Annotated in this window: 18 protein-coding genes; 10 read left to right on the top strand and 8 right to left on the bottom strand. The window is 43.6% G+C overall.

Translation table 11 applies throughout. The annotated features are described in order from the left end of the window. Positions 1–63: 63 nt before the first annotated feature. Positions 64–1,350: a hypothetical protein gene (locus tag R7Q09_RS14535; protein ID WP_151515534.1), complete on the bottom strand. Its 1,287-nt coding sequence runs from the start codon at positions 1,348–1,350 to the stop codon at positions 64–66. A 678-nt stretch (positions 1,351–2,028) separates the two neighbouring features. On the opposite strand from R7Q09_RS14535, the gene R7Q09_RS14530 reads away from it, so the two are divergent. Further along, positions 2,029–3,624, top strand: coding sequence for a DUF11 domain-containing protein (locus R7Q09_RS14530; protein ID WP_318070879.1), 1,596 nt, complete (start codon positions 2,029–2,031; stop codon positions 3,622–3,624). A 64-nt stretch (positions 3,625–3,688) separates the two neighbouring features. On the opposite strand, the gene R7Q09_RS14525 is transcribed toward R7Q09_RS14530, so the two are convergent. The 3 genes from R7Q09_RS14525 to rnk form a co-directional block, all read right to left on the bottom strand. Continuing rightward, complete coding sequence (locus tag R7Q09_RS14525) at positions 3,689–5,473, bottom strand: Ig-like domain-containing protein (RefSeq protein ID WP_167416013.1); 1,785 nt, start codon at positions 5,471–5,473, stop codon at positions 3,689–3,691. 479 nt (positions 5,474–5,952) lie between these two features. Next, complete coding sequence (locus tag R7Q09_RS14520) at positions 5,953–6,906, bottom strand: sensor domain-containing diguanylate cyclase (RefSeq protein ID WP_318070882.1); 954 nt, start codon at positions 6,904–6,906, stop codon at positions 5,953–5,955. 238 nt (positions 6,907–7,144) lie between these two features. After that, a complete protein-coding gene (gene rnk, locus R7Q09_RS14515) occupies positions 7,145–7,552 on the bottom strand; it encodes a nucleoside diphosphate kinase regulator (protein ID WP_005390213.1) in 408 nt (135 codons plus the stop codon). A gap of 527 nt (positions 7,553–8,079) precedes the next feature. Here rnk and nirB point away from each other — a divergent pair. The 4 genes from nirB (at position 8,080) to cobA (ending at position 12,990) form a co-directional block, all read left to right on the top strand. Further along, complete coding sequence (gene nirB, locus R7Q09_RS14510) at positions 8,080–10,644, top strand: nitrite reductase large subunit NirB (protein ID WP_318070878.1); 2,565 nt, start codon at positions 8,080–8,082, stop codon at positions 10,642–10,644. A 13-nt stretch (positions 10,645–10,657) separates the two neighbouring features. Then, complete coding sequence (gene nirD / locus R7Q09_RS14505) at positions 10,658–10,981, top strand: nitrite reductase small subunit NirD (RefSeq protein ID WP_005387969.1); 324 nt, start codon at positions 10,658–10,660, stop codon at positions 10,979–10,981. Positions 10,982–11,176: 195 nt separating this feature from the next. Continuing rightward, positions 11,177–12,025 (top strand): formate/nitrite transporter family protein, encoded by an 849-nt coding sequence (locus tag R7Q09_RS14500; protein ID WP_005387971.1) that lies wholly within the window; start codon positions 11,177–11,179, stop codon positions 12,023–12,025. A gap of 206 nt (positions 12,026–12,231) precedes the next feature. Further along, entirely contained in the window at positions 12,232–12,990 is a 759-nt protein-coding gene (gene cobA / locus R7Q09_RS14495; RefSeq protein WP_318070877.1) for a uroporphyrinogen-III C-methyltransferase, read from the top strand. 16 nt (positions 12,991–13,006) lie between these two features. Here the strand turns inward: cobA and R7Q09_RS14490 are convergent, their stop codons facing one another. Beyond that, entirely contained in the window at positions 13,007–13,447 is a 441-nt protein-coding gene (locus R7Q09_RS14490; RefSeq protein ID WP_017820187.1) for a DUF4174 domain-containing protein, read from the bottom strand. A 119-nt stretch (positions 13,448–13,566) separates the two neighbouring features. Between R7Q09_RS14490 and R7Q09_RS14485 the strand changes: the two genes are divergently transcribed. Continuing rightward, positions 13,567–14,055, top strand: coding sequence for an NYN domain-containing protein (locus tag R7Q09_RS14485; protein WP_005376059.1), 489 nt, complete (start codon positions 13,567–13,569; stop codon positions 14,053–14,055). 85 nt (positions 14,056–14,140) lie between these two features. Here the strand turns inward: R7Q09_RS14485 and R7Q09_RS14480 are convergent, their stop codons facing one another. Then, positions 14,141–15,472, bottom strand: a complete 1,332-nt coding sequence (locus R7Q09_RS14480) for an anaerobic C4-dicarboxylate transporter (RefSeq protein WP_005376060.1) — start codon at positions 15,470–15,472, stop codon at positions 14,141–14,143. A 419-nt stretch (positions 15,473–15,891) separates the two neighbouring features. Here R7Q09_RS14480 and R7Q09_RS14475 point away from each other — a divergent pair, with 419 nt between their 5' ends. After that, on the top strand, positions 15,892–16,629 hold the full coding sequence (locus R7Q09_RS14475; protein ID WP_154204419.1) for a siderophore ferric iron reductase: 738 nt from the start codon (positions 15,892–15,894) through the stop codon (positions 16,627–16,629). 89 nt (positions 16,630–16,718) lie between these two features. Next, positions 16,719–18,890, top strand: coding sequence for a TonB-dependent receptor (locus R7Q09_RS14470; protein WP_154204418.1), 2,172 nt, complete (start codon positions 16,719–16,721; stop codon positions 18,888–18,890). Positions 18,891–18,939: 49 nt separating this feature from the next. On the opposite strand, the gene R7Q09_RS14465 is transcribed toward R7Q09_RS14470, so the two are convergent. Further along, the gene (locus R7Q09_RS14465) at positions 18,940–19,131 is read right to left on the bottom strand and encodes a DUF2986 domain-containing protein (protein WP_005376066.1); all 192 of its coding nucleotides are present in this window, start codon (positions 19,129–19,131) and stop codon (positions 18,940–18,942) included. Positions 19,132–19,267: 136 nt separating this feature from the next. Here R7Q09_RS14465 and R7Q09_RS14460 point away from each other — a divergent pair, with 136 nt between their 5' ends. Together R7Q09_RS14460 and R7Q09_RS14455 are read left to right on the top strand one after the other, a co-directional pair. Further along, the gene (locus R7Q09_RS14460) at positions 19,268–19,777 is read left to right on the top strand and encodes a GNAT family N-acetyltransferase (RefSeq protein WP_154204417.1); all 510 of its coding nucleotides are present in this window, start codon (positions 19,268–19,270) and stop codon (positions 19,775–19,777) included. Between the two features lie 14 nt (positions 19,778–19,791). Continuing rightward, positions 19,792–20,181: a nitrous oxide-stimulated promoter family protein gene (locus tag R7Q09_RS14455; protein ID WP_005387988.1), complete on the top strand. Its 390-nt coding sequence runs from the start codon at positions 19,792–19,794 to the stop codon at positions 20,179–20,181. Between the two features lie 49 nt (positions 20,182–20,230). Here R7Q09_RS14455 and R7Q09_RS14450 read toward each other — a convergent pair whose 3' ends face one another. Further along, positions 20,231–21,391, bottom strand: coding sequence for an MFS transporter (locus tag R7Q09_RS14450; RefSeq protein WP_151515542.1), 1,161 nt, complete (start codon positions 21,389–21,391; stop codon positions 20,231–20,233). Positions 21,392–21,544: the final 153 nt, after the last annotated feature.

Here is a 21,544-nt window from a genome sequence, read left to right as displayed (position 1 = left end):
GTTCGAAAGAAAACGCCTGACGAGTTAACGTCAGGCGTTGTTTTATTAAGTTGTAAGTAGACCTTATTCAGGGCAGTTAACAGGCTCTGGACAAGTTGGACATAGCGTACATTCTGCAGACGCTGTTATCGCTTCTACGACAACATTACCGAAGATAGTTTCACCACTTGCATCCACAGTATCTGTAAACGCTCTGACTTCTTCACCCGGTAATGGAAGGCCTTCACCATCTCCTGGGATTGGCTCGTAGTTACCAGTAAAGTCGTAACACTCAGCAGGCGCAAGCATACCAACCTGGATTGGATTCGAGTCTTTGTTGTCGATTACGACAATGCCGTCAATGGTGACATCGGAGGTATTACATACACTACCACTGTAATTGACTTGAAGACCGTATTCATTAATACCAGTATCTTCAAATCGATTCACGACGACGACACTACAGTCTTTCTCTAGAGACAATGAACCAGGGATGTTTTGGCTTGGGCATTCCCAATCTGCGTTGTCAGAAACCGCAACACCACCACCAGTTTCAAGTGCTGCGCTTACTTCTGCATAGTTAGTGATACCGTTTTGGTCAATAATAAACGAACCATTAAACTCTTGCGTTTGTCCAACGGCGAGCATCGCTAAATTGAACACATGGTCACCAGCAGCCATATCGTTGTCAACGGCTGTAGTGTCTGTTGCCACAACATCATACAATGCAAAGTCACCGGTGTTTTCTACAGTGAGTTTATAGTTGTATTTCAAAGTGTTACCATTGACAACATCACCAAATGTACAAGTTTTAGTGATTTTAATGTCTGGTACGCCTGGTGTGTAACAGAATGAAATATGACTTAAGCCATAGTATCTACCATTTTTCCCTACAGGTGAATGCAGCAAGGCATCATCTTGATACAATAATCCATCTGTGAAGTAGTTATATAGGTTTCCGTCAGGACCACCTTTAACAAAGATAGCTTGCATAATCACAGGGCTATCACCTTGATCCCAACTGAAGGTTTTTGCCCCAGGTTGTTGATCAATAACCACTTCAAGCATGCCATCACCGAAAGTGCCGTCTGTAACTGGCTCAAGCTTGTATTCTATCAAACCATCGATCCCTGGAAGTAATTGTTGACAGGTGTTATTCCCTTCAACAAATATTGGTTGCACGCCTCGGCTTGAAGGGTCGCCAGCGGATGCGTAAACAATTTGAGAGCTCAGCACTAAGCTAACCGCTATGACCCAAGTAAACAGCTTAAACATGCTGCTGATATTGATCGCTGTAAGTATATTCTGGCTACATAAAGTGGAACAACGGTAACTCTTATTGCCCCACCAAGAGTTAAATATGGTTTTCATAAAACCTCCTTGTGTAAGTGGGCTCGCTACGTCCTTGAGCCCACATACGTGATAGTTTTCTCACAGAGTTAAACTGCGTCGGTTGACTAGCATAGAGTGTTCCATATTTAACTTTTTGTATTTGTTGGTTATTTTTTATTTTTGTACAGAGGGGTGAACAGTTTGTTTATATTTTCATAAATGGTTGGGCTAAAACTTATTCGCTAAACTACTGAATATGTTTTAGTTAAATGAGTATTCAATTAGATGTGTAAAGGATGTAACACTATGCAAACAGGTGTTACACATCACCTTCACATTAGTTGGAGCAGGTGAGTAAGCGTATATTTCATATTCATAGTGGACAGTTTCAATACCGTCGTTTTTGTGCACCTGTCACAGGTGTAAACAATAAAGTGTCAATCTGTAACATTATCCTAGAACACGTATATATCTTTGTTATCGTAGGTTTTTTGTCTCTTTTGTTTTCTTTCTCTTTCTTTAAAATTGAACACTCTGTTCATTCTCTTCGCTGTTGAAAATATTTAGTTTAATAAAATCATAACCTTAAGTAGTGGCATGCTCTATGCGTTATACAAGCCGAAACGAAAGTTGTATCTCGCTTTCACTCTTTCTTAAAAGGCAATTAATGACATAGGGACCTTCGTCTAGCTTTAGAAGCGTTCTAAGGAGTAGGTTATGAATTCTTGTAAGTCAGGTATCTGGCATACGATGAAGAGCTTTCTTTATGCAATATTTACAAGTTTGCTAATAGGTAGCTCTGCATTTGCAACACCAACAGATGGCGTATTTGAGTTAGAAGCAAATGCTAATGCGATAGATGACTCTGGAGTGGGAGCTCCAGATGACTGGTCAACGCCGCCAAACAGTGGTGGAGCATTAGTATTTAGCTTTGAGAATGACACGGCAACACCGGATACAATCTTTACTGGTGGTAATAAAGACATCAAAGACATACCAGAACTCGGTTGGAAGACTGGGACGGTACTTGATAAAGGGGATATTCTTCATGCGTATGCAGCGGCATACAACATTAATAATGACCTTGTACTCACCTTTGGTGCAGACCGCTTTGGTAACAGCGGTGATGCCTTCTTAGGTTTTTGGTTTTATCAAGACTCAGTCAGTACAAACCCAGACGGTACATTCACTGGTCAACATATTGCTGGCGACCTTTTGATTCAGGTGAATTATTTGCAAGGGGCAAATGAGGGGCCAGAAATTTTGGTTCTTGAATGGGACACAACTTGTGCGAAAGCTGATAACAATAATCCACAAGATGGTCAGTGTGCTGCGACAAACTTACGTTTGAAAGTTAAGACAAATGCACTGTGCTCACCGGGCGCGCAAGATGTGTGTGCTTCAACCAATACAACTGACTCACCTGCACCATGGGCGTATACGCCAAAAAGTGGTGTCGAAAATGTCTTCCCTCCAGAAACCTTCTTTGAAGGTGGTGTAAACCTTACTGAACTTCTACAAACAGACACCTGTTTTAGCTCATTTGCAGCCGAAACAAGAGCATCAAGCAGTATTACCGCTCAGTTGAAAGACTTTGTGGTTGGTGACTTTGAGTTGTGTAGTGTTGATATCACCAAAACATGTAATCAAGCGGTCGTGAATGATACAGAAGATGGTTACGTTTACTCATACAGCGGCGACGTGATTAATGATGGTGTTGGTACGCTATACGATGTTGTTGTAGAGGATTTAGAAGCAGGTACTACACATAGCTTAGGTGCCATTGCTTCAGGTGACAGTGCTTCATATAGCGGCAGTTTTGAAAGTACAAATAACGGTCTAACTAATACGGTAAGAGTCACAGCAGCTGCGACTCCGGGTGGCCAAGCGACCATTACTGATACCGCAAGTGATCCATGTGAGTCATTGAGCTTGTCTCCAATGATTAGTGTAACGAAATCATGTGAAAGCGGCTTCAAACTTACTGAAAACGGTATCATTGCAGAAGTGAGCTTCTCGGGAATGGTATGTAATACAACGCCTGGACTTACTTTAGTGAATGTTTCTGTTGTGGATGACTCAGGTACGCCTGAGGATACTTCTGATGACGTGAAAGTGGTAGATAATATCGAACTCGCTTCGGATCAATGTCAGTATTATACTGGTAGTTATATCCCAACGGCATTTAGCAATGCAGAAACACAATCTTTCCGTGATACTGTGACAGCGGTTGGTTTCTTGAAAATCGATAATACTCAAGCGACGAATACAGCTTCTGCAGACTGTGACATTTGTCCTGCACCAAGCAACTAATTGACGTCTTGTGAATAAAAAGCCTGGAGTATTCTCCAGGCTTTTTCATATTGAATTGCGTGATTTAGTTCGGTTTCCCTTTACCGTTTCCACCACCATTCCCACCAGAACTCGATTGTAAGGTGATGCTAATCGTCGCGGTTGAAGAAGATTGACCGTCACTGATCGTATAAGTGAATGAATCATTATTCTTAAACTTCTTCGAAGGTATGTATTCAATGGAGCCATCGCTCAGTACACGGGCGCTGCCTTTGTTTGGCTTAGCGACCGTAATTGCAAGAGAAGTCGATTGTTCAAATGAGTCATTATTTAACTGTTGGATGCGAACGACGGATTTATCACTGATCGTTACGCTATCATTCACCGCTTCAAGTGGTGACGTTGACTCAGATAACACTGTGTAAGGTAGCTCGGTTTTGGCTGATTGTTCATTTTCAGCATCTATAACGTCAACGGCTATGCTGTAAGAGTTCGGTTGAGCATCGCTGTTTGACGTAACCATGACCGTCGTTTCTGCACTCATGCCGGAAGGAACCGTCAAGGCTCTTGCGTCATAATTCCATCCGTCAGGAACGCTTAAAGCTGTTGTATAGGTCGCGTCTGCACATTCTGTATTGTTCTGGTTCGTCACTTTAAGATTATACGCTAATGTTTCTCCGGCATTAGCATCAGAACCTGAAAGTGGGGTTAGAGAGAGTAGAGGCGATGTCGCAACGCATTGCCCTGATTCACCACCAAATATGACACTGACCTGTGCGTTTTGACCATTAGCACTTTCCAAAGTAATCGACACGCCTGTTTTTGGATCGGTGAACGTTCCACCGATTGGAAGAGCGGGGTCTTCCCAGTCATTACTCCCAAATAATTGTTTGAAAGTGGAGTCAGGCTTCATGTGTAGCAAGCGGCTACTTTTAAGATCACCGTCTGTCGCTAGGCGCACAACCACACCTTCTGTCACATCTTGGCGGTATACGATGTACGAACGGTCACGTAAAAAGCTGTCGTAGCCAAGAGCTTGTCGATATTCAACGTAAAACCATTGGCGCTGGCCTGTAATTGGATCGGTACCTCTTGGGATTTTTAAAACTTTTGATGAAGTACTTTCAAAGTCTTCATAGGCATCAATAGAGTAAACACCATCACTAGAAATGATTTGAGCAGGGGAGGTCTGCCACCCTAAGTTTTCCAACTGGAAGGCGCTAAAGTAACCCATATCGTAGTTACCCATTGTATCGTAGCTATCACCGTACTCTATGACACGGCAATCACCAGCCAACGTACCGTCTTTACAGTCGAGTGCGGAAGCGTGATGCAATCCAAAATTATGTCCTAATTCATGGGCGATAACTCGAGGCTCGAAAACCGCATTTATTGACGCTCTAGAGGGAGTTACTCCTTGACTACCAGAGCCTTCTGATGCACATCCAGTTTTGGTTGTTAAGTAGATAAAACGGTCATAGTTTGATAGTTGATATCCCGCAGTTTCAGCCATTTTGTTGGCTTCCGCAGCTACAGCATCATCATCGCAAATTTGGTTTGATATCGGCAAGGTGAATGTTCCAGCAACATCACCAGTTAGCCAAAGTTGCCCCTGGGACATTTGCGAATAGAAGTCGCTAACGGTATTAAAAACAACTTGATGGGCGTCTTCTTTAGAGATCGGGATCTCTTGAGGGTTTTCTTGGAAATTGACGAGTACAACTAATGTTTTTTGTTCACCACTAGCCACTTGCTCAACATAAGCCTCTGATGAAAAAGAATATGCTGACACGAGGGTTACAAAGCCAAGAGCTAGCAAGCGTAAATTTGACGCAACAAAACCCAATTGAGGGAGGATGACCTTCTTCAATTTATATACCTACTTAATATTTTGATATTAAATGAAATTACAAATTCATAATGTTTTAAATAAAATAAATAACGAGCTCTACCCAAATAGAACCAGTAATTATCAAATGTGCATTATGTTTTATAAAGTTTGTTTTATATTTGTGTGTGTTTATTACTTTTAAACACGAGGCGAGATATTATCAGAAGGGGTGGTTAAAATTCAACCATGCATTTCGGTTTTTATAAGTCCATGAATTATAATGTTTAACTAATTTTTACTGGTGGTTTTTATAAAAATAATAAGAGACAATATTGTATGCAACAAAAGTAGTTACAAAGACAGTAGTAATATTACACCGTGTAGTATGCAACACTCTTAATTGTTTGTTATTTCTTTTGCTTTATATATAAATTACTTATTAAAAATAAGACGCTATCAATTCCATAGAGAAAATTGTCAAATTAAAGAAATATTAATTTCAAAAAACAAGAGACTTATTATATCTGGATATAGGCAACGCCATTTTTGCCATTTTTCTTTATCTCATACATTGCATGATCGGCTTTTTGATAAACTTCATTAAACTGTTGTTTTCCTTTATCAAATAGACAAACACCGATGCTCATTCCAATCGTTACTTTATTTAAGTCCTGATTTATCACAGGAATGATGGAACTTAAGAGTCGATCACAAAGTTGAGATATTTCTTCTTGATTTGAATAAGAGCTTAAAACGACAAACTCATCTCCTCCTATGCGTCCGACTTGAGACTTGCTTGGCGCAAGCTCTGTTAAGCTATTGGCTATATTAATGAGGAGAGTATCACCAGTATGATGACCTAGATGGTCGTTAACTGCTTTAAAATTATCTATATCAACAAACACTAAGGCAGACTGCTGAGACGGCTTGGTTTGAGGTTGATGATTAAAGTTTTCCTCAATTGCTTTTCTATTTAACAGTCCGGTCAATGGATCACTCGAAGCTAACTTAGCCAGTTGCTGCTCATATCGCTTTTCTTTTGTAATATCGATATGAGTGCCCATCATGCGCAGTGGTTCGCCATCAGAACCATACTCGACGATGCGCCCTCGATCGTAGACCCAACTATCACTGCCGTCTTTATGAATCATGCGATGAACTACCTCATAAAGGTCGGTTTTGCCAGCTAGGTGATCTTCAAATGCACCCACCGCAAGATCATAATCTTCAGGGTGGAGATTGTTTTTCCACGTTTCAACCGTCGCGGTTAACTCATGGGGCTGATAACCTAGCATTTTTCCCCACTGCATATTGAATATCGTCAAAGTACCTGAAGGAATATGCTGCTCCCACAAACACAGTCCATTACTGTCGAGTGCAGCATTCAACTTTTCTTGTAGTCGCGCATTCTTCCGCTTCAGCTCTTCATTTTCTTTTTCTAAGCAGGCAATTCGAGTTAGATATTCTTCCATTTTGCGCATAATTTACGTCGTTTTCGGAGCGACAATATACGAAAAATACTTTGCAATTTCTATGATTGAGCTTGGAGATATAAATATTGAATATGCGGTAAATAATAAAGAATCGGTGATGTTACTTAAGAGCAGTAAAGTAAATGCTTGGAAAACAAAGAAGGAAATAGGGGGTAAGCGAGGGGCTCTCCTGGTGCAAAGTCTTAAATGGAGGCCTTTGCACCGGGACTACTGAGGGTTAGCGGTTTAGTGCACCACAACGCTCAGGTTGGTATGTGATATCGACAATTTCAATTGTCTTCACTTGATTATTTGGCATTGGCCAGTCAAGTTTTTGGCCGACAGACAAACCGATCAGTGCGCTGCCTACGGGCGCAAAAATAGAGATATCATCACTGCTTTTCAGTTCAGAAGGGTAAACCAGTGTCTTTGTCATGGTTCTATCTTCACCTGAAAATTTAAACTCTACAGTCGAGTTCATCGTGACCACGTTATCTGGCATTTGTTCTGGCTCAAGAACTGTTGCTCGGTCGAGCTCTGCTTCTAATTCCACAAGCTCCGCTGCGATGTTTGGCATTTTATCCAACAAGGCTGTGATTCGGTTCATATCTAAGCTTGAGATGTAGATAGAATTGTTTTCTGACATTTTATGACTCCCAAATAAAAGGCCGCCTCACAAAAATGGGACGGCACTCTATATGTCAATTACGGTATCAATCATATGGACGCTATTCCATATGAACTAAACCTGATTTTAGTCTTTATAGTGCGACTTAGCTAGTAAAAAATTTTTGTTGTGAAGCTTGATTTTTCTAAATCTTTCAATCACTTCAGATATTGTTCTCTGATCACCTTGAAACGGTGAAGTCAAGTGAGTGCGTCGTTTAGAAGCAAAGCAGGATTTATCGTAGGTGTGCTCGGTTTCGATGGTCAGCATAACTTCATAAAAGCAAAACGGTATAGTCCGTTGCTAGCATGGCTTCGGTTATCTCAGTTTGTTAAAACTACCAATATCCGTTAATAAATTACTTTTTATTTCGCAATAGTCAGATAAATACGTTCATCTACCCCTTTAGGGTAGTTTGAAATTGTAATTGATTTACATCATGTATTAATTTTCTTTCACAATTAACAATGAGCTCAGTGATAAGAACCTAACCCTTAGGAATTATAATGAGCAAGTTGAAGCTAGTAGTCATCGGTAACGGTATGGTAGGGCACCGTTATATTGAAGACTTAGTCGAGAAAGCTGATATGTCTAATATAGACATTACGGTTTTCTGTGAAGAACCTCGTGTCGCATACGACCGTGTGCACCTTTCCTCTTACTTTTCTCACCATACTGCAGATGAACTTTCTTTAGTAAAAGAAGGCTTCTACGAGAAACACGGTATTAACATGCTGATCGGCGAACGCGCGATTAACATCAACCGTGAAAACCGCATTGTTTACTCAAGCACTGGCCGTGAAGTTCAATACGACAAGCTGATTCTTGCTACTGGCTCATTCCCATTTGTTCCACCTATCAAAGGTCACGAAAGCAAAGACTGTTTTGTTTACCGTACTATCGAAGATCTTAAAGCGATCGAAGCGTGTGCGAAGAAGAGCAAATCAGGCGTTGTTGTCGGTGGTGGTCTGCTAGGCCTTGAAGCAGCAGGCGCACTGAAAGCACTGGGTGTAGAAACGCACGTTGTTGAGTTCGCGCCAAAACTAATGGCTGAGCAACTTGACCTGGCTGGTGGTAACCAGCTTCGTCAAAAGATCGAGCGTATGGGCGTGAACGTTCACACCAGCAAAAATACGCTTGAGATTGCGCCAGAAGGCACAAACGCACGCAACGTTATGCGTTTTGCTGACGGTTCAGAACTAGAAACAGACTTCATCGTATTCTCTGCAGGTATTCGTCCACAAGACAAACTAGCACGCCAAATGGAGCTAGAAGTGGCACCTCGTGGCGGTGTTGCTATCAACGATCATTGTCAGACTTCTGATGAGAACATCTACGCGATTGGTGAGTGTGCGTCTTGGAACGAAATGTTCTACGGCCTTGTTGCTCCTGGCTACAAGATGGCGACAGTTGCCGTTGATCACCTACTAGGTAACACAGAAAGCAAATTCGAAGGCGCTGACATGTCTGCGAAGCTGAAACTTCTAGGTGTAAAAGTAGGTTCAATCGGTGACGCGAACGGTCGTACTGAAGGTTGTAAGAGTTACGTTTACCAGAACGAAGAACAAGAAGTCTACAAACGTCTTATCGTTTCTAAAGACAACAAGAAACTGCTTGGCGCGGTTATGGTTGGCGATACGTCTGACTACGGCGACCTGCTTCAACTTATGTTGAACGAAATCGACCTACCAGAACACCCAGATGCGTTGATCCTTCCTGCACACGCAGGCGCTGAGAAACCAGCACTAGGTGCAGATGCTCTACCAGAAAGTGCAGTGATCTGCTCTTGTTTCGACGTAACCAAAAGCAAGATCGCACAAGCGGTTGCTGATGGCCACCACACATTGGGCGACATCAAAGCCGTGACGGGCGCGGGTACAGGCTGTGGTGGTTGTATTCCTCTAGTGACGTCTGTTCTAAATGCTGAGCTTGCTAAATCTGGTATCGAAGTGAAGAACGACGTGTGTGAGCACTTTGCATACTCACGCCAAGAGCTGTTCCACCTAATCCGTATTGAAGAGATCAAAACGTTTGATGAGCTTCTAGAGAAATACGGTAAAGGTTACGGCTGTGAAGTTTGTAAACCACTGGCTGGTTCTATCTTGGCTTCTTGCTGGGGTGAGCACATCCTTAAGCCACAACTGGTTAAGCTGCACGACACGAACGATAACTTCCTAGGTAACATCCAAAAAGACGGTACTTACTCTGTTATCCCACGTATGGCGGGTGGTGAAGTAACACCTCAAGCACTGAGTGCACTAGCGAACGTTGCAGCAGAATACAACCTATACACCAAAGTAACCGGTGCTCAACGTATTGGTCTGTTTGGTGCTCAAAAAGACGATCTTCCAGAGATCTGGCGCAAGCTTATCGACGCTGGTTTCGAAACAGGTCAAGCGTACGCAAAAGCACTTCGTATGGCGAAGACATGTGTGGGCTCTACTTGGTGTCGTTACGGTGTTCAAGACTCTGTTGGTCTAGGTTCTTACATCGAGAACCGTTACAAAGGCATTCGTACACCTCATAAGATGAAGTTCGGTGTTTCTGGCTGTACTCGTGAGTGTGCGGAAGCACAAGGTAAAGACCTTGGTATTATCGCGACTGACGCAGGTTGGAACATGTACGTATGTGGTAACGGTGGTATGAAACCTCGTCACGCAGACCTACTTGCAAGTGACCTAGATAAAGAAACGCTAATCAAGTACATCGACCGCTTCATGATGTTCTACATCCGTACTGCTGCGCCACTACAACGCACATCAGTTTGGATGGAAAACATGGAAGGTGGCGTTGACTACCTACGCGAAGTGATTGTTGAAGACAAACTTGGCATCAACACTCAACTAGAAGCTGATGTAGCGAAGCTTGTAGACGAGTACGAGTGTGAGTGGACTGCGACCATCAACGACGAATCACAACTGACTCGTTTCGCGCACTTCATCAACTCTGACAAGCGCGATGACAACGTTGTGTTTGTACAAGAGCGTGAACAGCACCGCCCTGCAACCTTCACGGAAAAGCACCCTGAAGCGAAAGGCGACATCCTACACGTAGCGATCACTGAAGCATAAGGGAAGGTTGATTATGTCATTTGAAAAGATTTGCCAAATCAGCGACATCGTACCGGGCACGGGTGTTTGTGCTTTGGTTGATGGTCAGCAAGTTGCGGTATTCCGCCCAACACAAGCAGAAGAAGTGCTGGCGATCAGCAACACAGACCCGTTCTTCCAATCAAACGTGCTTTCTCGCGGTTTGATCTGTGAGCACCAAGGCGAGCTTTGGGTGGCTAGCCCACTTAAGAAGCAACGCTTTAACCTGACAACAGGTGCGTGCATGGAAGACGAGCGTTTTAGCGTGAAAGCGTACAAAACCCGCGTAACCAACGGCGAAGTAGAAATCTCTGCGTAAGCTTGGTTTTCATTCCCTCCTCTTAGGGGGAGGGAATGAACTGAAACCTAGATTTAATAGACAAAGGCTTTCCAAGCATCAACTCAGGGGAACAGGGAAGCGAGGTGTTGTAGACAGCGTTCAGGTGTCAACGGGAAGCCTTTCTCTATTCAATCTTTAACTTTTTAACTTTCAATTTTGGATAAGGACACATTCATGTCTACTGACTTTAAGCCTGCAGAATTCGTGCAAACCATGATCAATGTTGGTGAAGCGAAAACCAATACAAGCACGCGAGATCTTCTGCTTCGCGGTACGATGGCTGGCGTTATTCTTTCGCTTGCGGTGGTGGTTGCTATTACCGCGATTGTACAAACGGGTATCGGTCTTGTAGGAGCACTTGTTTTCCCCGTTGGTTTCGTAATTCTAAGTGTGATGGGGTATGACCTAGTAACCGGTGTTTTTGGTCTAGCGCCTCTGGCTAAGTTTGCTAACCGTCCGGGCATCACTTGGGGTCGTATCTTCCGTTGTTGGGGGCTTGTAGGCTTGGGTAACCTTATCGGTTCTCTGATCGTTGCTTACCTAGTGGCTATCTCTCTAACAGGTAACTTCTCTCTAGAACTGAACGCAGTAGCGAAGAAATTTGTGGCTGTTTCTACCGCGCGTAGCCTTGGTTTTGAAAACATGGGTATGGACGGATGGATCACGTGTTTCGTACGCGGCATCTTCTGTAACCTAATGGTATGTCTAGGCGTTATCGGCAACATGACAGCACGTTCAGTATCTGGTCGCGTAGCAATGATGTGGTTCCCAATCTTCATCTTCTTCGCTCTAGTATTCGAGCACACAGTAGTAAACATGTTCCTATTCCCACTAGGTATGATTCTAGGTGCGGATTTTGGTATCGCGACTTGGTTGAACTTCAACCTTATCCCAACCATCCTAGGTAACATTGTTGGTGGTCTAGTAATGACTTGTATTCCACTGTACCTAACTCACGCTAAAACTGCGCCTTCTATCAATGCTGAAGAAGAAGTAAAAGCGCAACCTGCAATGGCTAAATAACCATTAACGGGTAATTCGCTTAATATGGTCCCGCTTCTGGATGGGCGGGACTATTCTCTAACTAGATTTCAATTTTTAACTTTCACTTTCGCGACATATTTTATTGATTTAGCTATAAAAAGTAATAACTCCTTAGAGTGGTTTTAGCCCTAAGTGCATAACGCGAGTGTTACTCTTTATATCTAAATTTTTCGATAGGCGTTGATATGACTACTGCTCACTCATCTTTAAACAGCGGCTTTGTTTCTCTTGTTGGTGCAGGTCCAGGTGATCCTGATTTGCTCACAGTAAAAGGCTTAAAAGCCATTCAAGCGGCTGAAGTTGTTGTATACGACCGTTTGGTGTCGAAAGACATTCTAGAATTGGCTCATGCATCAGCAGAGATGATCTACGTAGGTAAAAAATTAGACTTTCACTGTGTGCCTCAAGATCAAATCAACCAAATCTTGGTGCAGAAAGCACAAGAAGGTAAGCGTGTTGTGCGTCTTAAGGGCGGTGACTCATTTATCTTTGGCCGTGGCGGTGAAGAGTTAGAAGAACTAGCGGAATTTGGTATCAAATACGAAGTGGTTCCGGGTATCACAGCAGCAGCGGGTGCAACGGCTTATGCTGGTATTCCATTAACACACCGCGACCATGCGCAAAGCGTTCAATTCATCACTGGTCACGTACAAAAAGATGGTCGTGAGATTGAATGGCATTCACTGGCGCAATCCAACAACACGCTTGTGTTCTACATGGGTTTGAAGCAAAGCGGACACATCATGGATAAGCTGCTCACGCATGGATTAGCCCCTGATATGTCATGCGCCATTATTGAAAACGGTACGCGCCCAGAGCAGCGCGTGTTCCAAGGAAAGTTGAACGAGCTATCCAGCATGGCAGAGCAAGCCGTGAGCCCAGCATTGATTGTGGTTGGTAGCGTTACACAGCTGCACAACAAATTGGATTGGTTCGCAAAGTAATACTGCCCAGAAGTGACTATATTTTACAGGGGCTTTGTTGCCTCTGCATTTCTTGCTTACGCATAGGCATTTGATCAATGAGGTTGTTGATAAACGGCCAGTCTGTTTCTGCGCCCCAACGGTGCTTTTCTAGACCATCTTTACCAAGCAAAATAGCAGTATGAGAACCTTTTTCGACCGCATAAAGACGAGCTAGCATTTTTAGGTCGAACTCTTCTTTAAGCCAAGCAGGAAAAGTATAACCTTGTTCTGTAATGACCAGTGTGACGACATCTCTGTCTTCCAACTCACACTCATTCATAAGTGTTTCTAGCAAGAATTGTTTGACGTATTCATCATTTTCTGGCGCAAAGTAGAGCACACTTCTATGTGGCCAGTATTTGGAGTGCGCTGGATAACCAAATGCTGTCGATGACAAGATACAAGAAAGCAGTATCACTAGTAACTTTCCGCCCATGACAGTTCCCCTAGAAACCCAAATAACTTTTTATACGTTAAGTTTAGTGGAATTGGCTCATTGTGCTTTTTCCAAAACTGGCATAGGGTAGGCAGCAAATAAATTGAGCGTAGAAATAGATGAGTTCGGAAAGCAAACAAAAAATCGCCATTTTGGTTGATGTACAGAATGTGTATTACACCTGTCGCGAAGCGTATCGAAGCAATTTTGATTACAACCAGTTTTGGTATGTCGCCACACAAGGGAAAGAGGTGGTAAGTGCTCGTGCTTATGCTATTGCGAGCAATGATCCCAAGCAACGTCAGTTCCACCATATTCTTCGGGGTGTTGGCTTTGAGGTGATGCTTAAACCCTACATCCAGCGTCGTGATGGTAGCTCGAAAGGCGATTGGGATGTGGGTATTACTCTCGATGCAATTGAAATTGCTCCCGAAGTTGAGGAAGTGATTCTAGTTTCGGGAGATGGAGACTTTAGTCTGCTAGTAGAGAGAATTCAGCAGCGCTTCAATAACACGGTGACCGTTTATGGTGTACCTAAGCTAACATCCCAAACTCTGATTGATTGTGCCGACAATTTTGTCGCGATTGATGACGATTTCTTGCTGTAGTAATAGTGCAATAAAGAAAGGCGAGTCACTCAGGCTGTACGAAACGTACAATGACTCGCCTCTAATTTATCGTTGATTTGGCTAATTACGAAGGAATGATCATTTGCCCTAGCAAGTAACCCAAGCAACACGCACCAATCACGCCGATTAAGCCCACAGACATGAATGAGTGGTTGAAGTACCACTTACCAATCTTAGTTGTGCCCGAGGTATCGAAGTTCACAGTCGCGATATCTGAAGGGTAGTTTGGAATAAAGAAGTAGCCGTATACCGCTGGCATCAAGCCGATAAGCAGCGCAGGTTCCAAACCTAAGCCGAGACCAACAGGCAGCATCATGCGAGCCGTTGCAGCTTGAGAGTTCACCACAACCGACACAATGAATAACGCAAGCGCGAATGTCCAAGGATAGTTGGTTACCATCTCAACGATGCCAGATTTAAATTGAGGCATAGCGTACTGGAAGTAGGTATCTGACATCCATGCAATACCGAAGATAGCAATCGCCGCCACCATACCAGATTTAAATACCACCCCATTTGGTACGTCACGCGGGTCAGTTTTGGTCGCAAGCAAAATGATACCGCCGAAGCAGAGCATCATCATTTGAATCACAACTGCCATGCTGATTGGCTTCGAGCCATCTACGATGGTACGAATGTCTGGCCACATCGCGATAACGACGATAACCAAGATAGAAGCAATGAACAGCAATACAGAGTTACGAGCACTTGTTGGTAGTACTTCATCAAGAGACGTTGCAGTTGTGTTGAGGATTTTTTCTCTCCACACAGGATCTTTCAAACGCTCTTGGTATTCTTCATCGTCGTCTAGCTCTTTACCACGCTTTAGGCTGTAAAGTGACATCAACAACGTACCGAATAGCGTTGCAGGTACGGTAACGAGCAGAATTGAGAGCAGAGTGATCTCGTGTTGAATGTCGGAGAGTTGCGCCAAGTAGTAAACCACTGCTGCTGAAATTGGCGAGGCTGTGATTGCGATTTGAGAGGCGACAGAAGCGGCAGCCATAGGACGCTCTGGACGAATGCCATTTTTAAGCGCAACGTCGCCAATGATTGGCATGATAGAGTAAACCGCGTGACCTGTACCAAGTAGGAAGGTCATAAAGTAAGTCACGAACGGAGCAATAAGGGTGACGCGTTTTGGGTTCTTACGAAGCACACGCTCGGCAACTTGCAGCATGTATTTCAAACCGCCAGCGGCTTCAAGAATGGAAGCACATGTTACCACCGCTAAAATGATCAGCATAACGGTGACAGGAGGAGAGGTTGGCGGCATCTTAAAGATGAAGACTTCAATCACCAAGCCAATTCCGGATACGACCCCAAGGCCTATACCACCATAACGTGAGCCGATATACAGCATCACGAGCAAAAATAGAAACTCAAGATACAACATGTGGATTTCCTTATTCAAAACAGAGGGCTACATAGCCAAATTACCTCTTTGTATTGTCTCGATATTCAGAAAGAAAATACTTCATGTTGTTCACAATCCGCTGGATAAGAAACAGCAATATTCAATTATTGGCAATAACTCACGCTACACAGGGAAACTGTTAACACAGTTTTATCAGGGTGTTTTTATGCTGTGTATTTTTACGATCATGTGAGCGTTAAATGCGAAGAGGTTTAAGAGTTTGTTGCTATTCATCGCATACGTAACCAGACCTTACAGCTTCACAGAACTCGGAAATACATTCATAACTAACCCTAAGAGTGCTTCTTTGTTATGAAAACGCAAAGGATAATAGTTTGCATTGCGATTGGTGCTTGGGTATAAAGGTGTCAGAATGACTACACCAACAATAAGCCATCATGTCTGAGCAATTTTTCCCGCAACTGTTTCAAACTTCGAGTGAGATTACACCTTACCTACACGGTGATATCGGCGAGATAGGGCAAGAAGCTATCCATATCGAGAATGATATCAACCCGATCATCCAAGGCCTTTATCAGCAAATCTCGGAGGCTCATCCGGAAGCGGGAAAAGCATATTGGTTGACAAGAACGTGGGATTTACTTTGTTGGCAGCCAGTTTATGTCGCATTCATCTCTATTTACGGTTACCACACGTTGCCAAACATTCGCGAGATAGCGCAGCACCTCAAACCTTGTTTTGTTTCTGGGTACCGATTCGCCGACGAAGCGCATATACATGGCGAGCCAGAAGCGTTGATAAAAGAGGCGGGGCGTCAAATCCGAGAACTGTTCGACTTCTATCAACAAGAGATGAGTCAATGGACACGCATTCGTCCTGGCTTCACCCATCAATTGATGTCGGACGGAATCATGGCTTGTTTAATTCGTCTCCAACAGCGCTTTCCGCAAATGACTAACTCGATACTTCAGGAGCATGCGGTCTTGTGGCTAAGCGCAATGGGTTTGGATGTTGATAATAGCCGCTCACTTCATGAGACGGAATCTGATCAGCCGCTAAAGTTAGTAAGAAAAAGTTGTTGTTTAGTCTATAAGTGTGAAGGCAGAAAGCTTTGTGCAGATTGTCCTCGTTTAGAGGAAAATCGACAGCTTATGAGCAAGAAGGCTCTTAATTAACATTTATTTAACTTGTGTAACAGTGCTCGATTTGAGAGTGAGAATAAGTATCATTGCATGCTCTTGTTGACAACAAAAAGATAAATACAATGATGAAAAGGACGTTTTCTTTCAATCTCATCGTACTTGCGATGAGCAGTGGATACGCAGTTAGCTCAATAGCAGCAGAAAATCTTCAACAAACATCGACTCCGAGCGATGAGCAATTGGTTGTTGTAGGCAGTGTGATGCCGAAATCGATCTCCGATATTCCAGGAACGGTTTGGTTTGTTGGCCAAGAAGAGATTGCTCAGCAATATCGTGCGGGCAAGACACTGGGTGATATTCTTTCTGCGACCATCCCTTCTTTAGACGTCGGCACCGGTGGTCGAACTAACTATGGTCAGAACCTTCGCGGTAGAGCAATGTTGGTAATGATTGATGGTGTCTCGTTACAGTCTTCTCGCCCGATTAGTCGTCAGTTAGACGCAATAGACCCATTCAACATCGAGCGAATTGAAGTACTATCTGGTGCAACCTCCATTTATGGGGCAGGCGCTACTGGTGGTGTTATTAACATTATCACCAAGAAAGCGTACTCGGATGACTTGTCGTTTGAATCCTACGTGAGTGGCACTACAGGTTTTAATAGCAGCGATGACTTTGATTACAAACTCGCTCAGTCTATCTCGGGTGGTAATGAGCGAATTACCGCTAGAGGTTCGGTTGTGTACACCGAGACACAAGGTGCATTTGACGCAAATGGCGACATTGTCACCCCAGACATTTCACAGGGCTCTTTGCAGTATAATTCAACGCTCGATGTTATGGGATCGACCGAGATTCAAATCTCCGATGCCAGCAAGTTAAACCTTGTCGCACAATACTATGACAGCCAGCAAGATTCGCCATACGGTTTGTACATTGTTAACAATAAATTTGTTGATGTACGAGAGGGGTTCGATTCCGACCGTGAACATGGTACAGAGCGAGTTCTCTTAAGTGCGAACTACGCTCACGACAGCGTATTCGGTCATCAACTGATAGGCGAGTTATCTTACCGTAGTGAAGACCAAACCTTTACTCCTTATTACCAAAGTGCCTCTCAACAAAAAACAGAAGTTTTTGCTGGGCGCTTAGCGTTAGCTAAAAGCTGGGAGTCATTCAAACTTGTTTATGGTGTCGATGCGTACTTAGACCGTTTTGAAAGTAACCAGGCTCTGTTCGATCCAACCATTGCGAACAGCTCTGGGAACTTAATTAATCGAACCTATGCCGAAGTGGGGCGTTACCCAGATGTTGATGTGGCGTCTTACGCAATGTTTGTCCAAGGGGGTTACCAAATCAATCAAGATTGGTCAGTACAAGCAGGCTACCGCTACCAATACATGGACAATAAGATTGATGATTTTGTTGCCTATAGTATACAAAAGAAGATCGCATCGGGTAATGGTGTATCAGCGGATGCGGTACCAGGTGGCAGCACTGACTACTCTGTGAGCTTATTTAATTTGGGCACCATTTATCAGCTTAACGATGAATCTCAGCTTTGGGCGAACTTCTCTCAAGGTTTCGAACTCGCTGATCCTGCAAAGTACTACGGCCAAGGTAGCTACGATGCCGCGGATGCAAATGGTCACTACGCGTTGAACAATAGCATTAATGTATCTGACTCAAAAATGTCGGGCATCAAAACGGACAGCTATGAAATTGGTTACCGATTAGATACGGATACTGTCGCACTGCAAGCGGCGGGTTACTACTCGGTTTCGGATAACTCAATCAAGTATGACAAGAAGACGCTCCTAATCACCAATGTTGATGACGAGCAACGTGTATACGGTGCCGAAGCAAACATTAACTACTGGGTAAACCGTGATATTTTGTTAGGTGCATCAGGTCACTATGTGGTTTCTGAGCTTAAAACCAACGGTAAGTGGGAAGACCTAAGCGCGGGTAAAGCAAGTACATCAAAAGCGAACGCGTGGGCGGCTTACTATCAGGATGGCTATTCAGTACGTTTACAAAGCCAGACGATGTTTGATTACGAAGATGACGCAAACAATAAACTAGATGGATACACTACGTTTGATCTTCTTGGTAACGTAACACTACCTATCGGGCAGTTAGGTTTTGGTATTCAAAACCTATTTGACGAAGACTACACAACCGCTTGGGGACAACGTGCGCAGATTCTTTATGCAGCACACTACGATGCTGCAGCGTACGACTACAAAGGAAGAGGTCGCACATTCACACTGAACTACAGTGTCGAATACTAAAGCTAACTCTCTCCGAATATCAAAAAAGCCGCTTGAAGCGGCTTTTCTTTTAGGCTTGATCTGTCTGCGCTGTGTCTACAACGTTTTCCGTGTGTTCTGAAGCTTGGTTTTGTTCTTCAGCTTCCATTTTCGCGCGTTCAGCTTTGGAGATATAACGCGGCTTATTGCTCTTATGTAGCTTAGCGTTATGCTTCTTCTGCTTCGCTTTCAAGATCTGATTGATTTTCTTCTTGCGGTTCATGGTGGTGGTCCTTTAATTTAGCGAGGCAGGATAGTTACTTTTTTATCAAGTTACAACTAAATAAGCGCCGGTATCGGTCGCAAAATTCAAGTACGTTCCTATGTCCGATCATCTATCGCGTTTTAATGGAGCCCAAATGAAAACACTGTACACCGAACGTTTGATACTGCGTCTTGTGAGTGTAGATGATGCACCATTTATACTAGAACTTTATAACCACCCAGACTTCTACCGTTTTGTCGGAGACAAACAAATTCGTACCGAATATGAAGCGGCGCGTTACATAAAAGAAAACATGCTACGCATGCAACAAATTAAAGGCGTGAGTTTACTCGTTGTAGAGAAGAAAGAAGATGGGCAACCCATCGGGATTTGTGGGTTGGTTAAACGTGACACATTACAACACTATGATCTCGGATATGGATTTTTACCTTCCGTTTATGGCTACGGCTACGGAACGGAGTCTGCAACCGCAGTGCTGGAATACGCTAGAGAGGAAATGAAACTCGATAATTTGGTTGCCATCACCAACAATGACAATATTCGTAGTATAAGTTTGCTCAAAAAACTGGGCTTTGAGTTTGAACGAGTTGAGCAGCAATATGATAATGGCCGCACGTTAGAACTTTACACAATGATGTTGTGATTTTTGGATAGCGCATGAGCGATATTTTACTTGGCAAACTCGCCACTGAATTTAAGACAGTAAAAGCCATGGTAGAGGTTTACTGTCATGACCATCATGGAACAAAACGTGACTTATGCTCAGAATGTCGTGAGCTGCTTGAATACGCAGAAGTGCGCCTCGACCGCTGTCCTTATGGAGAGAATAAACCGACGTGTAATAAATGTCCGATTCACTGCTACAAACCAGAGCCGAAAGAACAAATGCGTTTGGTCATGCGTTACTCTGGCCCCAGAATGTTACTGAAACATCCCATCTTGGCGGTTCGTCATTTGCTTCATGAAAAGCGCATGGTACCGGAAAAGCCTGCAGCGAACGCGTCAAACCGTCACAAGCGTTTATCTAAACAAAAATGCGAAGAATAAAAAAACGAGGGCGACATGCCCTCGTTTTCGTTGAGTAGAAGCGGCGTGATTAGAGGCCAGCGGCCATACGCTGCTTGGTTTTGCTCGCAGCAAGTAGCATGTATACGCCAGTCGCAACCAAAGCGGCAAACAAGTAGCCTAGTAAGCCGTGTTCTTGGCCCATGAATTTATCAGCGACAACTGGGCCAGCAACAGAGCCGATGCTGTAGCTAAACAGCATGACTTGTGTCGCAGAGACAATAAAGCGTTCATCAAGTCCTTCGCAACCTAAGTTGATTGCTATTGGGTACAAGGCAAAAGTAGCTGCACCTAAAAAGAACAATGCAGCAGCCAATACCACGGCTGACGAGGAAATAAAGGTCATACCGATCGAAAAAATACCCAAAATACAGAAAAACGCCATTAGCACTGTGCGGCTCATGTATTTGTTTAACGCGGTCACCATTGGTTGAACTAGCATGCCACCTAGAATCACTAGCGCCATCAATGTACCAATGTCTTGATGGCTAATTTTACGGTTAGTTAACTCAACTGGCATTAATCCGTAGATCGCGCCTAAGGTCAAACCTGAAACAACACAACCAATAATTGCTGCATGGTTTAGTTTGGCAATTTGCTTAAATGATAAAGCGGTTGATTCATGGCTGTTTGGCTGCTCACAATCAATGAACATTAACACCAGCATAGCCATTAGGATCAACGTCGTGATCGCAATAAACGGAACGCCGCCACTTACGCCAAGCACGCCAATACCAAACTGGCCTAATGCTGAACCACCATAAAGCGATAGCATGTACAAGCTCAAACGTTTCGCACGCGATGCTTCGTCTCCAGACATTAGCCAAGACTCAACAATGACAAAAACACCAGCAACCGCGATACCCGCAATAAAGCGAGCGGCAAGCCACATCAATCCGTTAGCAAACACGGGTAGTGTGACGATAGTTAGCGAAAATACGGCCAAGCAACCAATAAACGCGTTACGGTGACCAACTTGACGTACGATACGTTCAATAAAAATAGCGCCGGTTAATAAGCCGCCATAAAACACACTCGCCAACCAACTCGCGTAATCTGCTGAGATGTTGTATTCACCGAGCATGAGAGGGATCAAGCTCATTAAATAGCCCGAAGCCACCGCATAAAGAGACAGTGCGACGACTGGAACTGTAACTCGTGGTGATGCTGCAGGAACGACTGTGTTTTCCACTGTTTTGCGCCTATAAGTTAAATGAAATCTAAGGGTTATTCGGCGCGAATATGAGGCTAATAGTTAGGCAAGTAAAATGATAAATTTAAGTCGTTTCGACAAATAATATTTGTTAACTAGATAGGTTGATAAGTTGCATAAAAACGCCAACCT

The organism is Vibrio sp. 2130-1 (assembly GCF_033339515.1).
The sequence above is the reverse complement of the archived record's forward strand: the minus strand, read 5'-3'. Positions and strand labels throughout refer to the sequence as shown.

Coding starts and splice junctions, on each gene's coding strand:
- R7Q09_RS14465 (WP_005376066.1), bottom strand. CDS start 19,131: ATGAACCGCAAGAAGAAAATCAATCAGATCTTGAAAGCGAAGCAGAAG.
- R7Q09_RS14480 (WP_005376060.1), bottom strand. CDS start 15,472: ATGTTGTATCTTGAGTTTCTATTTTTGCTCGTGATGCTGTATATCGGC.
- R7Q09_RS14470 (WP_154204418.1), top strand. CDS start 16,719: ATGATGAAAAGGACGTTTTCTTTCAATCTCATCGTACTTGCGATGAGC.
- R7Q09_RS14460 (WP_154204417.1), top strand. CDS start 19,268: ATGAAAACACTGTACACCGAACGTTTGATACTGCGTCTTGTGAGTGTA.
- nirD (WP_005387969.1), top strand. CDS start 10,658: ATGTCATTTGAAAAGATTTGCCAAATCAGCGACATCGTACCGGGCACG.
- cobA (WP_318070877.1), top strand. CDS start 12,232: ATGACTACTGCTCACTCATCTTTAAACAGCGGCTTTGTTTCTCTTGTT.
- R7Q09_RS14535 (WP_151515534.1), bottom strand. CDS start 1,350: ATGAAAACCATATTTAACTCTTGGTGGGGCAATAAGAGTTACCGTTGT.
- rnk (WP_005390213.1), bottom strand. CDS start 7,552: ATGTCAGAAAACAATTCTATCTACATCTCAAGCTTAGATATGAACCGA.
- nirB (WP_318070878.1), top strand. CDS start 8,080: ATGAGCAAGTTGAAGCTAGTAGTCATCGGTAACGGTATGGTAGGGCAC.
- R7Q09_RS14530 (WP_318070879.1), top strand. CDS start 2,029: ATGAATTCTTGTAAGTCAGGTATCTGGCATACGATGAAGAGCTTTCTT.
- R7Q09_RS14500 (WP_005387971.1), top strand. CDS start 11,177: ATGTCTACTGACTTTAAGCCTGCAGAATTCGTGCAAACCATGATCAAT.
- R7Q09_RS14455 (WP_005387988.1), top strand. CDS start 19,792: ATGAGCGATATTTTACTTGGCAAACTCGCCACTGAATTTAAGACAGTA.
- R7Q09_RS14485 (WP_005376059.1), top strand. CDS start 13,567: ATGAGTTCGGAAAGCAAACAAAAAATCGCCATTTTGGTTGATGTACAG.
- R7Q09_RS14475 (WP_154204419.1), top strand. CDS start 15,892: ATGTCTGAGCAATTTTTCCCGCAACTGTTTCAAACTTCGAGTGAGATT.
- R7Q09_RS14490 (WP_017820187.1), bottom strand. CDS start 13,447: ATGGGCGGAAAGTTACTAGTGATACTGCTTTCTTGTATCTTGTCATCG.
- R7Q09_RS14520 (WP_318070882.1), bottom strand. CDS start 6,906: ATGGAAGAATATCTAACTCGAATTGCCTGCTTAGAAAAAGAAAATGAA.